Origin of the sequence: Lysinibacillus sp. FSL K6-4013 (assembly GCF_038630435.1) — a bacterium.
Taxonomy (GTDB): Bacteria; Bacillota; Bacilli; order Bacillales_A; family Planococcaceae; genus Lysinibacillus; species Lysinibacillus boronitolerans.
The window spans coordinates 4,022,639-4,036,945 of the sequence record NZ_CP152031.1 but is presented as its reverse complement, the minus strand read 5'-3'; the positions used below and the strand labels follow the sequence as shown (position 1 = coordinate 4,036,945).

Sequence of the window (14,307 nt, the reverse complement as noted above, 5' to 3'; positions counted from 1 at the left end):
TCATGAAATTCGCAGTACTCGTATTCCCTGGGTCAAACTGTGATATCGATATGTATCATGCGATTAAAGACGAGCTAGGTGAAGAAGTAGAATATGTATGGCATACAGCAACAGATCTAAGTGGTTTTGATGGCATTTTAGTACCTGGAGGATTCTCCTATGGAGATTATCTTCGTTGTGGCGCAATGGCTAATCAATCTAACATTATGGCCGAAGTTAAGAAGGCAGCAGATGCTGGTAAACCTGTATTAGGTGTATGTAACGGCTTCCAAATCCTAACGGAAGCAGGTTTATTGCCAGGAGCCTTATTACGCAATAAAAACCTCAAATTTATGTGCCGTACAGTGCAGCTTAAAGTTGAAAACAACAATACATTATTCACAAATCAATATGAGCAAGGTCAAATCATCAATATTCCAATCGCACATGGTGAAGGTAACTACTACTGTGACGAGGAAACTTTACAATCACTAAAAGATAATAATCAAATCGTATTCACATACTCAGGTGACAATCCAAACGGTTCTTTAGAAGATATCGCAGGGATTATAAACGAGCGCGGCAATGTATTAGGGATGATGCCACACCCAGAGCGAGCTGTTGATGCACTGGTGGGCGGCGCAGACGGTCTAGCAGTATTTAAATCAATCGTGAAGCAGTGGAGGGAAAATCATGTCAACAACTAAGTTTGAGCCAACAGCACAGCAAATTAAAGATGAAAAGCTATACGCTGGAATGGGGATGTCAGACGAAGAATTTGCAATGGTAGAAGGTATTTTAGGACGTCTACCTAACTGGACAGAGACAGGTCTTTTCTCAGTAATGTGGTCTGAACACTGCTCTTACAAAAATTCAAAGCCAGTACTACGTAAATTCCCTACAAAAGGACCTCAAGTACTACAAGGACCAGGTGAAGGTGCGGGTATTGTGGATATTGGTGATGAGCAAGCGGTCGTATTTAAAATGGAATCGCATAACCATCCATCTGCAATTGAACCTTATCAAGGGGCTGCAACGGGTGTGGGTGGCATTATCCGTGATGTTTTTTCAATGGGTGCACGTCCAATCGCTATGTTAAACTCATTACGCTTTGGTGAATTAAAGTCAGCACGTGGTAAATATCTATTTGAAGAAGTAGTAGCGGGTATCGCAGGTTATGGTAACTGTATTGGAATCCCGACAGTAGGTGGCGAAATTCAATTCGATCCTTGCTATGAAGGTAATCCACTTGTGAATGCTATGTGTGTCGGTTTAATTGATCATAAAGATATTCAACGAGGTATTGCAGCTGGTGTAGGTAATACAGTGATGTATGTAGGAGCGAAAACGGGTCGTGATGGTATTCATGGTGCAACATTCGCCTCTGAGGAATTAACTGAGGAATCAGAAAACCAACGTCCGGCAGTACAAGTTGGCGATCCATTTATGGAGAAACTTTTACTTGAAGCATGTTTAGAGGTTGTAAAATCTGATGCTTTAGTTGGTATTCAAGATATGGGTGCCGCTGGTCTTACTTCTTCTTCAGCAGAAATGGCTTCAAAGGCTGGTTCTGGTGTAGAAATGAACTTAGACTTAGTGCCTCAACGTGAAACAGGAATGTCAGCATATGAAATGATGTTGTCTGAGTCTCAAGAACGTATGCTTTTAGTTGTGAAAAAAGGTCGCGAAGATGAAATTAAAGCGATTTTCGATAAATATGATTTAGATGCAGTAGCGATTGGCCGCGTTACAGATGACAAAATGCTTCGTCTGCTACACAAAGGACAGATAGTGGCAGAGGTACCTGCAGACGCATTAGCAGAAGATGCACCTGTTTACCATAAACCATCTGCAGAGCCTGCTTACTATGCAGAGTTCCAAGCAATCGAAAACACTGAGCCTGCTGTGACAGATTATAAAGAAACACTAAATGCTTTATTAAAAGCACCGACAATTGCTTCTAAAGAATGGGTATACGATCAATATGATTATCAGGTACGTACATCAACAGTTGTTAAACCAGGCTCTGACGCTGCCGTTATTCGAGTACGTGGCACAAATAAAGGGTTAGCAATGACAACAGACTGTAACTCTCGTTATATCTATTTAGACCCTGAAGTAGGTGGTGCTATCGCGGTAGCCGAAGCAGCTCGTAATATCGTGGCAACTGGTGGTACGCCACTTGCGATTACAGACTGCTTAAACTTTGGTAATCCAGAGAAACCAGAAATCTTCTGGCAAATTGAAAAATCTGCTGATGGTATTTCAGCAGCTTGTACGGCATTAAATGCGCCAGTAATTGGAGGTAACGTTTCACTTTATAATGAGCGTTCAGGCGAAGCGGTGTATCCAACGCCGACAATTGGTATGGTTGGTCTTATTGAAGACTTAGCCCATGTAACGACACAGGAAGTAAAAGCTGCAGGGGATCTTGTCTTTGTTATTGGTGAGACAAAAACAGAATTTGGTGGTTCAGAGCTTCAAAAGCTATTAAATAATGGTGTTATTTCAGGGAAAGCGCCATCTATCGATTTAGAGGTTGAAGCGACACGTCAGCAAGCTTTATTAAAAGCGATTAAAGCAGGCCTTGTTCAATCTGCTCATGATGTAGCAGAGGGCGGTCTAGCTGTTGCAATTGCGGAAACAACATTTGGCGCAAACGGTCTTGGTGTGGACGTAACATTAACAGGCTCTGCAACAACAGCGTTATTCAGTGAGAGTCAATCTCGTTTTGTTGTCACAGTTAAAGAAGAAAATGCTGCAGCATTTGTAGAAATCATCAAAGATGCTCAAAAAATTGGTGTCGTAACAAACGATGCACTTGTGAAAATCAACGGGGACAAAGGTGTGCTTGTAGAAGGTACAGTGGAGGAATTCCGTTCTAATTGGAAAGGAGCAATCCCATGCTTGCTGAACTCAGAGGCTTAAACGAAGAATGTGGGGTGTTTGGTATTTGGGGTAACCCAAATCCAGCACACCTTAGCTATTACGGGCTTCATGCTCTTCAACACCGTGGACAAGAAGGCGCTGGAATTGTCGTTTCAGACGGACAGCATCTTCGCGCGGTGAAAGGCGAAGGACTAGTTAATGATGTTTTCAACGAAGATAAATTAAAAGCAGTGAACGGTAAAGCAGCTATTGCGCATGTTCGTTACACAACTGCTGGTGGTGGCGGTATCGAAAATGTACAGCCATTATTATTCCACTCCTCAACTGGTAGCCTTTCAATTGCTCATAACGGTAACTTAGTCAATGCGACACATTTAAAGCAGTATCTAGAGCGACAAGGTAGCATTTTCCACTCTAGCTCGGATACAGAAGTGCTGGCGCATCTTATTAAGAAAAGCTCACATTCACCATTCCGGGCGAAGGTGAAAAATGCCCTATCTCTTTTAAAGGGTGCCTATTCTTTCTTAATTATGACAAAGGATGAAATGCTTGTTGCACGTGATCCACATGGTTTACGTCCATTATCTCTTGGAAAGCTAGGAGATGGCTGGGTGGTAGCTTCTGAAACTTGTGCATTCGATTTAATTGGTGCAGAATTCGTTCGTTCGGTAGAACCAGGCGAATTAATCATTATTAACGATGAGGGCGTAAAATCAGATCGTTTTGCTGATATGGATAAACGTTCAATGTGTGCGATGGAATATGTTTATTTAGCACGTCCTGATTCGGATATTGATGGTATTAACGTTCATATGGCACGAAAACGTATGGGTAAACAGCTTGCTCGTGAGTGTGCACATATTGAGGCAGATGTTGTAACAGGTGTTCCTGATTCAAGTATTTCAGCAGCGATTGGTTTTGCAGAAGAAAGTGGAATCCCTTATGAATTAGGACTTATTAAAAACCGTTATGTTGGTCGTACGTTTATTCAGCCGACACAAGAGTTACGTGAACGTGGTGTAAAAATGAAACTTTCACCTGTTGTTCAAGTCGTAAAAGGAAAAAAAGTAGTAATGGTAGATGATTCTATCGTTCGTGGTACAACATCTCGTCGCATTGTCAAAATGCTAAAAGATGCTGGTGCAGCGGAAGTTCATGTTGTTATTTCATCACCGCCGATGACAAATCCTTGTTATTATGGCATTGATACATCAACGCACGAAGAACTGATTGCTTCTAGTCATAATGTAGATGAAATTCGTGAAGCAATTGGGGCAGATTCTCTAACTTTCCTTTCTGTTGAGGGGATGGTAGAAACAATTGCACGACCATATGAAGATGAAAACCGAGGGCTTTGTCTTGCTTGCTTTACAGGCAAATATCCAACAGAGATTTTCCCGGATACGATCTTGCCACATGAAAAAGAATTATTACGTTAAGAAAAACATCGCAACAAATTAGTGTACTCTAGAGAATTTACAGTCATTTCTATCTAGGAAACTTAGGCGACTTGGATGATAAGGAGGAACTCTGCGTGTCAAAGGCATATGAACAAGCAGGTGTAAATATTGAAGCGGGCTATGAAGCCGTAAAACGAATGAAGTCTCATGTTGAACGTACGAACCGTCTAGGTGTAATGGGGACGTTTGGTGGCTTTGGTGGCATGTTTGACTTGTCACAACTTAATCTTAAGGAACCTGTTCTTATTTCAGGGACAGATGGTGTGGGAACAAAGCTAAAGCTAGCCTTCATGGTAGACAAACACGATACAATCGGTGTGGACTGTGTAGCAATGTGTGTAAATGATATTGTTGCCCAAGGAGCAGAACCACTGTACTTTTTAGATTACGTAGCTCTTGGAAAAGCAGAGCCTGCAAAAATCGAACAAATTGTCAAAGGTGTTGCAGATGGCTGTGTGCAATCTGGTGCGGCCCTAATCGGTGGCGAAACTGCAGAAATGCCTGGTCTTTATGAAGAAGATGAATATGATCTAGCTGGCTTTGCAGTGGGTGCTTGTGAAAAGTCTGCTATTGTGACAGGTGAAAAAATTGCAGAAGGCGATGTACTGATTGGGATTGCCTCAAGTGGTGTACATTCAAACGGTTATTCTTTAGTGCGTAAAATTGTCTTTGCAGATCATCAGTATGCGGTGGATGCGATTATAGAAGGCTATGAAGATCTAGGCCCAATCGGTGAGGCGCTTCTAGTGCCAACAAAGCTATATGCTAAACCCGTTCTAGCAGCTTTAAAGGCAGCAGATGTACATGGCTGTGCACATGTTACAGGTGGCGGTTTCTATGAAAATCTACCACGCATGATGCCAGAGGGACTAGCAACGGAAATCGACTTAGGTTCTTGGCCTGTATTACGTATCTTTGAATTCCTAAAAGAAAAAGGTCAGCTAGAAGATAAAGATTTATACAATGTGTTTAACATGGGTATTGGCTTTGTAATAGCTGTGCCAGCAACTGAAGCTGATAAAGTAATTGCTGCAGTAGAAGCAAATGGTGAAAAGGCCTATACAATCGGACGTGTTATAAAAGGTGATGGCGTAGTATTTAATGGCTCACATGATGGGAGTTTAGTGTAATGACTGCACCAACAAAAATCGCCGTGTTCGCGTCAGGCAGCGGTAGTAATTTTCAAGCCATTCAAGAGGCCATTGAACGTGGTGAACTTCATGCAAAGGTCGCACTTGTGGTCACAGATAAGCCTGGAGCATTTGTAGTAACACGTGCTGAAAACTTTGGGATTCCAGTGTTAGCATTGAATCCAAAAGAGTTTGTCTCGAAGTCAGCATATGAGACAGCTATTATCGAAGCTTTACATGAGTGCGATGTGAAATGGATTGTGCTTGCAGGATATATGCGTTTAATCAGTGATGTATTATTAGCAGCCTTTCCACAGCGAATTGTTAACATTCACCCTTCCCTACTGCCGGCTTTTCCTGGAAAAGACGCTATTGGACAGGCCATCAATCATGGTGTGAAAATCACAGGTGTAACAGTGCATTTTGTTGATGAAGGGATGGATACTGGTCCAATTATCGCTCAGGCAGCGGTACCTGTCATTGAAGGAAATCGCGAGGCAACAGAAGCTGAAATTCATAAACAAGAGCATTTGTTATATACAAAGGCATTACAGCAATTATTACAGTAACTGAAGAAGGAGTTAGGTCGAGAACCCTACTCAATTTAAACAAGACCTAACTCTATTAATCTATTAAAGGTCAGTTCGTGGACAGCACGATAAAAATTAGGAGGATATTGTTGTGACAAAACGTGCATTAATCAGTGTTTCCAATAAAGATGGTATTTTAGAATTTGCAAAGGAATTAGTAGCATTAGGTTATGAAATTTTATCAACTGGCGGTACAAAAAAAATGTTACAGGACAATGCAGTAGCTGTAACAGCAGTAGATGAAGTAACGAAATTTCCTGAAATTTTAGATGGTCGTGTGAAAACATTAAATCCAATGATTCACGGTGGTCTATTAGGAAAGTTTGACGATGCGTCTCATCAAGCACAGATGAATGAGCATGGAATTGAGCCAATTGAAATTGTTTGTGTTAATCTATATCCATTTGTTGAAACAATTTCAAAGCCTAATGTAACTTGGGATGATGCAATTGAAAACATTGATATCGGTGGCCCAACAATGTTACGTTCTGCTGCAAAAAACCATCAATATGTAACAGTAATCGTGGACAGCAATGACTATGCAATTGTATTAGAGGAACTTAAAGCAGACGGTGCCACAACAATTGAAACACGTCGTAAACTAGCTGCGAAAGTTTTCCGTCACACAGCCGCTTATGATTCCTATATTTCAAATTACCTGACTGAAGAAGAGTTCCCAGAGAGCTTAACGATGACATATGAATTAAAGCAAAATTTACGCTATGGCGAAAACCCTCATCAAAAAGCGGCCTTCTACCAAAAGCGTCTTGGCTCTGACTTTTCATTAGCATTTGCTACACAATTGCATGGTAAAGAGTTATCTTACAATAATATTCAAGATGGTAATGCAGCTTTACAAATTGTAAAAGAATTTGAATTGCCAGCTGCCGTAGCGGTGAAACATATGAATCCATGTGGTGTTGGCACAGGTGTCACGTTAGAGGCAGCATTCGATAAAGCATATGAAGCAGATCCAACATCTATTTTTGGCGGTATTATCGCATTAAATATGGAAGTGGATGCAGCAACTGCTGAGAAGCTAAGTCATATTTTCCTAGAAATTATTATTGCACCTGCTTTCTCACAAGAAGCATTAGATATTTTAACGAAAAAGAAAAATATCCGCTTACTAACAATTCCTTTCGAGCAAGCGAAACAAGATTCATTCAATGTAGTATCAGTAGAGGGTGGCCTACTTGTACAGGAACCAGATCGTTATGGCTTTAGCAATGCGGATATTAAAGTTGTGACAGATCGTGAACCAACAGAGCAAGAATGGGAAGCATTGCAACTTGGTTGGTCTGTTGTCAAACATGTGAAATCAAATGCGATTGTTGTAACAGACTCTCACATGACACTTGGCGTTGGCGCAGGTCAAATGAACCGTGTAGGTGCAGCTAAAATCGCCTTTGAACAAGCTGGAGAAAAAGCAAAAGGTGCTGCATTAGCATCAGATGCATTTTTCCCAATGAGTGATACTGTGGAGGCTGCAGCAGCTGCAGGAATTACAGCAATTATTCAACCAGGTGGTTCGATTAAAGATCAAGATTCCATTGATAAAGCAAATGAATACGGCATTGCAATGGTATTCACAGGCGTACGTCACTTTAAACATTAATTGTTAAAGCATATAGGAAACAAAACAGACCGAGATGTTGGTTCATCTCGGTCTTACTTACAAAGAGGAGGATTCTCTAAAAATGAATGTACTAGTAATCGGAAGCGGCGGTCGTGAGCATGCAATCGCTAAACAATTTAGCATCTCTCCATCAGTGAACAACGTATTTGTAGCGCCAGGAAATGATGGGATGCGAGGCGAGGTAGAAGTTGTTGCTATTGATACAATGGATTTCGCAGGTCTCGCTCAATTTGCTAAGGAAAATGATATAGCATTAACATTTGTTGGCCCGGAACAGCCGCTTGCTGAAGGCATTGTCGATTTCTTTACAGCTAGAGGTTTACGTATTTTCGGTCCTACAAAAGTGGCTGCTCAAATAGAAAGCAGTAAATCCTATGCAAAAGAAATTATGAATAAATATAATATTCCTACAGCAGCACATGAAACGTTTTCTGAAGCAGAAAAAGCAATAGCCTACATTAAAGAACAAGGAGCGCCTATTGTCATTAAGGCGGATGGTTTAGCGGCTGGTAAGGGTGTTGTTGTGGCAATGACAGAGGAAGAAGCAATTGAAGCAGTAGAGGATATGATTGGAAATCAACGCTTTGGTGAATCCTCTTCACGTGTTGTCGTGGAAGAATTTTTAGACGGTGAAGAATTCTCCTTCATGTCCTTTGTGCATAAAGGGCAAATTTATCCGATGGTTATTGCACAAGATCATAAACGAGCTTATGACGGTGATAAAGGGCCAAACACAGGAGGTATGGGTGCTTATTCACCAGTACCACAAATTCCACAAGAGGTAGTTGATATTGCTTTTCAAACGATTGTAGAACCTACTGTTAAAGGGATGGAGGCAGATGGTGCTTCCTTTACAGGTATTTTATACGCAGGGTTAATTTTAACGAAGAAAGGTCCTCAGGTCATAGAGTTTAATGCTCGCTTTGGTGATCCAGAAACGCAAGTTGTATTGCCACGTATGGTTTCAGATTTTGGTGCATTTATGATGGCGCTAATGGATGAACAGCCTTTTGATTTACAGTGGTCAGAAGAAGCGATGCTTGGTGTTGTCATTGCAGCAGAGGGTTACCCAGGAGACGTTGAAAAAGGTAAGGTATTACCGAGTTTAGAGGCACTTTCGACATCACATGCAGTTTTCCATGCAGGTACAAAATTAGTAGACGGTCAATTCGTTGGTAATGGTGGACGTGTACTGTTAATTGGTGCAAAAGCAGCTACTTTACAAGAAGCACAGGAAAAGGTTTATGAAGGTATTGCAACGGAAACATGGGAGCACTTTTTCTTCCGTAAAGATATTGGTTGGCGTACATTTAAGTAATTATTATTTTCACTAAATATTTTTTATCGTCTTTTGAAACCTCTTGTTGTTTCAAAACGTAAGAGGTAAGAGCCGTCTCAATAATAGATTGGGACGGCTCCTTTGACTAAGAAGGATTCTGAGCTTTATTCGTTGAAGAATCGCTACTATTTGAGGAATTTTGAGTTGAAGTGCTGGTGTCAGATTGTTTTGAAGCAGCTTGTGAACCTGAAGAATTACCAGCTATAGCAGAGGAAAAATCCTTCATGAGCTTATCGATTTGTTCAGTAGACATAGAATTTTGCCCGCTGAACATACTTTGCATAGAGGTGTTCATGGCATTCTGCATATTGGAGCTTAAAAGTGCTTTCGTTGGACAATATTTAAAAAGTCCCTCAGCCATTTTCATGGCACCTAATGCAATCATTAATCGACCTTTTGTACAATTAGGATTTCTAGAAACTTTAGCGATACCAAATGCGGTCAAACTCGTCCCCATGGCAAAACGACAAAATGCATTCTTTTCGCTTAAATTTGCTTGCTGCATCATCATACTTCCTCCTTTAGTCATTGTGGAAAAAATAAGCGAGGTGCACTTTGCTTTATGAAAGTGCTGTGTTACGATTGAAACAAGATGATTGCATAAAGCATAATTTTTATGAAAATATGCGATTATGCAGTAGTAGTATGTGATTTCAAGTTGGATTTACACAATGAAAAATTACGTAATTTAGGAAGGAGCGAATAGTATGGATCCAGTATGGAAAATAACAAAAATACGTCAGCAATTAGCAGTAATCGATGGGAAAAAGGCACCAGATATCGTACTGAAAAATGCACGTTATTTGCATAGTATGTTAAAACAATTTATTGTAGGAAACATTTGGATTTTGGGAGATCGCATTGTCTATGCTGGTGACAGAATGCCTCCTTTATTAGAAGGAACAGAAGTGGTGGATTGTACGGGAAAAACAATTGTACCTGGCTATATTGAACCACATGTTCATCCGTTTCAGCTTTATCATCCACAGTCATTTGCAGATTTTTGTGGTCAGCTCGGGACAACGACTTTTATTTCGGATAATTTAAGTTTTGTTTTAAATTTGGAAAATAAGAAAGCGTTTTCAATTTTAGAGAGTTTGAAAAAGCTGCCCTTTTCTTTTTATTGGTGGACTCGCTTTGATTCACAAACTGAATTGGAGCAAGAGGAAGAGGTTTTCTCTAATACCTCTATATTAGAGTGGTTAGAGCGAAGTGATGTCTTGCTTGGTGGAGAGCTGACAGGCTGGCCTAAACTGTTGCATGGTGACGATCAAATGCTTTATCGTATGCAAATGGCTAAGGGACTCGGAAAAAAAATTGAAGGACATTTCCCAGGAGCTTCAGAAAGAACGTTGGCACGCATGAAACTGCTTGGTGCTGATGGGGATCATGAGGCAATGACAGTGGAAGAAGTAGAGCGTCGTATCCTGCAAGGCTATGCTGTTACATTACGTCATTCCTCCATTCGACCGGACTTACCGCATCTATTAAAAGGAATAGTAGAAAAACAGCTTCCAATTTTTGATCATTTAATGATGACGACAGATGGTTCGACACCTTCATTCCATGAGGATGGTGTGATGGATAAATGCATTCAAGTAGCTTTAGATGCAGGGGTATCTCCTATCGATGCTTATCAAATGGCTTCCTATAATGTGGCACGTTATTATAACATGTCCAATTTACATGGTTTTATCGCGACGGGGCGTTTTGCTTCGCTCAATATTTTACAAGATGAATATCATCCTGTTCCAGAAAGTGTCATATCAAAGGGTGTCTGGTTGAAGCGTGATGGGGATCGTGTGCATAGAATGGCGCCAATTGATTATTCTGCCATCCCAGCTTTAGATTTAGATTTTTCATTAGATTCACAGGATTTCCAGTTTTCTATGCCGTTTGGTATTCAATTAGTCAATGATGTCATTACAAAGCCTTATAATTCTTTAATCACTAAAGAAGGGCAATTGGCAAATCATGATGAGTGCTATTTAATGCTCATTAACCGAAAAGGCAAATGGCATGTAAATACAATGATTAAAGGATTTGCAACAGATGTCCAAGGCTTTGCATCCTCTTACTCCAACACGGGTGACATATTGTTAATTGGAAAAAATAAAGACGATATGATGAAAGCCTTCGAAAAAATGAAGGCCATGAATGGTGGTATTGTTCTCGTCGAAAAAGGAGAAGTTATAGCGGATATACCATTAACAATTGGTGGACTTTTATATGATGGAGATGTATTCACTTTAACAGAGAAAGAAAAGGCTTTAAAACAAGCTTTAGCAGATCGAGGCTATCAATTAGGAGATGCCATTTATACACTATTATTTTTACAATCTACTCATTTACCGTATATTCGTATAACACCACAAGGAATTTTCGATGTCATGAAGAATAAGTTATTATTACCTGCTGTTATGCGCTAATTCATGAAAGTGTTTCAGTTGTTTAAACAATTACAAATATGTGTAATTGTTCAAAGGAGAGATATGCTTGTGTTCAAATCGAGAAAATTATGGATTGCTATTGCATTTAGTGCTTTGGTGATCGGGGGATGTTCAAAGGATACACCAAAAGTCAAAGAGGATGATGAACCAATTGTAGAGGAAGAAGCAGTTGTGGAGGAGCCTGTGCAACAACCAGCTTTTGTTGCACCACTTACTGGGGAGGCTGTAAAAGAAGAAATTACACAGCGACCAATTATCGTAACCATTAATAATCATCCAGCGGCACGTCCACAATCAGGCTTAGCTGCGGCGGATATTGTTTATGAAATGCTTGCAGAAGGTAATGTGACACGCTTTTTAGCAGTATACCAAAGTGAACTGCCTGAAAATATTGGGCCAGTTCGCAGTGCACGCTCTTATTTTATCGATATGGCCAAGGGATTTGATGCCTTTTATGTAGCACATGGCTATAGCCCAGAGGCGAAAACAATGCTTGATCATCGTATCGTCGACAATATCAACGGTATGGCTTATGATGGTATTCTGTTTAAACGTTCTAACGACCGCGTTGCACCACACAATTCCTATATTACAGCAGAAAACATTCTAAAAGGTGCTGAAATGGTAGGCGCTTCAATGAATTACAGTGAAAAAGTACTTCAGGCTTTTTATGAACCAGATGAACGTGGTAAAATAGGTATTGAAACAAGTCAAGTTGACATTTATTACGGAAATAATGAAGATTTCCATAACGCGTATGTGTATGATCATCAAACTAATCACTATGAACGACAATCGGCTAGCGTGGACACTAAAGATATGTTAACAGGCGAAACAGTGTCATTGGCAAATGTTCTATTTTTCGAAATGGATCACCAAACAATTGATGATATTGGTCGCCAAGCAATTGATTTAACGTCTGGTGGAAATGCGTATGTATTTCAAAATGGCTATTTGAGGGAAGTCAAATGGGCTAATGTTAATGGAATACCAATGGCTGTAGAGCAAACAGGGGATCCTGTAAAGCTTGTACCAGGAAAGTCGTGGGTTCATTTCGTACCATCTTCGCCAGGGTTACAAGCAATGGTGAAAACGCAGCCTTAAAGGGAGGAAAATTGTATGCAAATCGAAAAAATTCGGGGGCATCAAACAGATCAATTATTTAAAGCAGTGTTAGAGTTGAAGGACATCGAGGAATGCTATAAGTTTTTTGATGATTTATGTACGATTAGTGAAATTCAATCGTTGGCACAACGCTTTGAGGTTGCACATTTATTACGATTAAAGAAAACCTACGAATCCATTAAAAAGGAAACAGGGGCAAGTACTGCAACTATTTCGCGAGTGCGTCGCTGCTTCGATTATGGGAATGATACATATGATGAAATGTTAGGTCGTTTGTATCCTGATGAAAAACCCTTTCAAGCACCAAAAGAATAGTCAGATAAAAGGCTGAGTAGAAGTAAACTGTACCCTTTGTAAAGGACATTTTAAAAAAAGCTAGGTAACTTGTTGAAGCTGCTGTCTGTATTTTGCAGGCGGCAGCTTTTTCAAATGCCATTGCCCTCGATAATGGTTGTAATACATCATATAACTCTTAATTTCTCGTTTGACTTCTTCTAATGTTTCACATTTCTCGATAGTTGTTTCATCTTTAAAATGTCCAAAAAATGATTCTTGTGGCGCATTGTCCCAACAGTTTCCACGGCGAGACATGGATTGTCCTAACCCCATTTTCTTCACAAGTTTTTGGAATTGTGGATTGGTATAATGGAATCCTTGATCCGAATGAATAAAGGCATCTTCCGTTAAATGACGGTGTTTCTTCAATTGATGAAGCGTATTGAGGGCAATATCAATACTTAATGAAGACGACACTTCATACGCTAAAATTTCATTCGTTTCAGCGTCTTTAATCGTTGATAAATAAGCGCGTTTACTGCTTCCATACGTTAAATAGGTGATATCTGTCAGTAACACTTTTCCGGCCATACCCTGTTTAAAGTTGCGTTGTAATTCATTTGGGCACGTACGATGTTCTTTCGTTGCTTTTGCCATACGTCGAGTTGGATTCGCTTTTCGAATCGGGCAGATAATCTGATATTTTTTCATCACACGGCGAATACGTTTCAGATTGTACGTAATTCCATATTGATTTTCTAACGTCATTTTAATTTGACGTGCTCCTTTTTTTCGCCCTCTGAAATGATACGCTTTTAAAATGATTTCCTTTACCACTTCATCTGCTTGTTCTTGCTCCACACGCTTCTGAGCTGATTTTTCTAAAAAATAATTGTAATAGCCAGACCGAGATATACCCATCACATCACATAAATAGCTGACTAAACGCTTTAATTTATACTTTTTCATCGTGTGATGGATGAGTTCAAATTTTAGTGTCGTAGCGATTTTTATTTCTTCTTCAACATCTGCCTTTCGAGTAGATCGAGCTTTTTTAACAATTCATTCTCTGCTTCAAGTAACCGATTTTTCGCCTCTAAACGCTTCAATTTTTCTTCTAATGTCAATTCGCGTTCGGAAGGTCTACCTGAATTTGTTTTACGTGTATCTTGTAAACCTCCGACACCTGCTTTACGATAAGAAGCTCGCCAGCGTTTGCCTGAAGATTCGATTCGTTTTATACCGATTAATTCAACATCTAAACCCGCATTTTCAAAAATTTCTCTTGGGAATTTACCTTTTTCATTTTCCGCAATAAAATGACGTTTAAATTCGTCAGTATATGTGATCGCTTTCTCGCTAACTGCTTGCACATTTGGATTACATTTTAGTTGTTCTTGTTCCATTTTCGTAAAATATCTTTTGGTCAT

Annotated in this window: 12 protein-coding genes; 10 read left to right on the top strand and 2 right to left on the bottom strand. The window is 39.9% G+C overall.

Annotation, left to right across the window (positions count from 1 at the left end):
- Positions 1-2 precede the first annotated feature (2 nt).
- The 7 genes from purQ to purD all read left to right on the top strand — a co-directional run bounded on the left by purQ (position 3) and on the right by purD (position 9,005).
- Positions 3-686 carry a phosphoribosylformylglycinamidine synthase subunit PurQ gene (gene purQ / locus MHB39_RS20025; protein WP_016992382.1) on the top strand — a complete coding sequence of 228 codons (684 nt, stop codon included), beginning with the start codon at positions 3-5 and terminating at the stop codon, positions 684-686.
- Positions 673-2,907 (top strand): phosphoribosylformylglycinamidine synthase subunit PurL, encoded by a 2,235-nt coding sequence (gene purL, locus MHB39_RS20020; RefSeq protein ID WP_342545104.1) that lies wholly within the window; start codon positions 673-675, stop codon positions 2,905-2,907. The genes purQ and purL overlap by 14 nt, the downstream gene beginning before the upstream one ends.
- On the top strand, positions 2,883-4,307 hold the full coding sequence (gene purF / locus MHB39_RS20015) for an amidophosphoribosyltransferase (RefSeq protein WP_004225733.1): 1,425 nt from the start codon (positions 2,883-2,885) through the stop codon (positions 4,305-4,307). The genes purL and purF overlap by 25 nt, the downstream gene beginning before the upstream one ends.
- Positions 4,308-4,402: 95 nt before the next feature.
- Complete coding sequence (gene purM, locus MHB39_RS20010; RefSeq protein ID WP_016992380.1) at positions 4,403-5,458, top strand: phosphoribosylformylglycinamidine cyclo-ligase; 1,056 nt, start codon at positions 4,403-4,405, stop codon at positions 5,456-5,458.
- A complete protein-coding gene (gene purN / locus MHB39_RS20005) occupies positions 5,458-6,027 on the top strand; it encodes a phosphoribosylglycinamide formyltransferase (RefSeq protein WP_004225729.1) in 570 nt (189 codons plus the stop codon). The genes purM and purN overlap by 1 nt, the downstream gene beginning before the upstream one ends.
- A gap of 112 nt (positions 6,028-6,139) precedes the next feature.
- Positions 6,140-7,666 carry a bifunctional phosphoribosylaminoimidazolecarboxamide formyltransferase/IMP cyclohydrolase gene (purH, locus tag MHB39_RS20000; protein WP_312127144.1) on the top strand — a complete coding sequence of 509 codons (1,527 nt, stop codon included), beginning with the start codon at positions 6,140-6,142 and terminating at the stop codon, positions 7,664-7,666.
- A gap of 82 nt (positions 7,667-7,748) precedes the next feature.
- Positions 7,749-9,005 carry a phosphoribosylamine--glycine ligase gene (gene purD, locus MHB39_RS19995; RefSeq protein ID WP_312127146.1) on the top strand — a complete coding sequence of 419 codons (1,257 nt, stop codon included), beginning with the start codon at positions 7,749-7,751 and terminating at the stop codon, positions 9,003-9,005.
- A 106-nt stretch (positions 9,006-9,111) separates the two neighbouring features.
- Here the strand turns inward: purD and MHB39_RS19990 are convergent, their stop codons facing one another.
- Complete coding sequence (locus MHB39_RS19990; RefSeq protein ID WP_342545100.1) at positions 9,112-9,537, bottom strand: YgaP-like transmembrane domain; 426 nt, start codon at positions 9,535-9,537, stop codon at positions 9,112-9,114.
- Between the two features lie 196 nt (positions 9,538-9,733).
- Here MHB39_RS19990 and MHB39_RS19985 point away from each other — a divergent pair, with 196 nt between their 5' ends.
- The 3 genes from MHB39_RS19985 (at position 9,734) to MHB39_RS19975 (ending at position 12,916) form a co-directional block, all read left to right on the top strand.
- Positions 9,734-11,455, top strand: a complete 1,722-nt coding sequence (locus tag MHB39_RS19985) for an adenine deaminase C-terminal domain-containing protein (RefSeq protein WP_312127150.1) — start codon at positions 9,734-9,736, stop codon at positions 11,453-11,455.
- Positions 11,456-11,524: 69 nt separating this feature from the next.
- Complete coding sequence (locus MHB39_RS19980; protein WP_016992376.1) at positions 11,525-12,580, top strand: DUF3048 domain-containing protein; 1,056 nt, start codon at positions 11,525-11,527, stop codon at positions 12,578-12,580.
- A gap of 15 nt (positions 12,581-12,595) precedes the next feature.
- The gene (locus MHB39_RS19975; RefSeq protein ID WP_004225717.1) at positions 12,596-12,916 is read left to right on the top strand and encodes a YerC/YecD family TrpR-related protein; all 321 of its coding nucleotides are present in this window, start codon (positions 12,596-12,598) and stop codon (positions 12,914-12,916) included.
- Positions 12,917-12,976: 60 nt separating this feature from the next.
- On the opposite strand, the gene MHB39_RS19970 is transcribed toward MHB39_RS19975, so the two are convergent.
- Positions 12,977-14,307, bottom strand: a protein-coding gene (locus MHB39_RS19970; RefSeq protein WP_339280167.1) for an IS3 family transposase whose coding sequence is annotated in 2 segments (ribosomal slippage) — positions 12,977-13,926 and positions 13,926-14,307 — 1,332 coding nt in all. Because the reading frame shifts where the segments join, the coding sequence is not laid out codon by codon here.

Bases quoted from the DNA above. Each gene is read 5' to 3' on its own strand.
- MHB39_RS19975 (WP_004225717.1), top strand. From the start codon at position 12,596: ATGCAAATCGAAAAAATTCGGGGGCATCAAACAGATCAATTATTTAAA.
- purF (WP_004225733.1), top strand. From the start codon at position 2,883: ATGCTTGCTGAACTCAGAGGCTTAAACGAAGAATGTGGGGTGTTTGGT.
- MHB39_RS19990 (WP_342545100.1), bottom strand. From the start codon at position 9,537: ATGATGATGCAGCAAGCAAATTTAAGCGAAAAGAATGCATTTTGTCGT.
- purD (WP_312127146.1), top strand. From the start codon at position 7,749: ATGAATGTACTAGTAATCGGAAGCGGCGGTCGTGAGCATGCAATCGCT.
- purL (WP_342545104.1), top strand. From the start codon at position 673: ATGTCAACAACTAAGTTTGAGCCAACAGCACAGCAAATTAAAGATGAA.
- MHB39_RS19985 (WP_312127150.1), top strand. From the start codon at position 9,734: ATGGATCCAGTATGGAAAATAACAAAAATACGTCAGCAATTAGCAGTA.
- purN (WP_004225729.1), top strand. From the start codon at position 5,458: ATGACTGCACCAACAAAAATCGCCGTGTTCGCGTCAGGCAGCGGTAGT.
- purQ (WP_016992382.1), top strand. From the start codon at position 3: ATGAAATTCGCAGTACTCGTATTCCCTGGGTCAAACTGTGATATCGAT.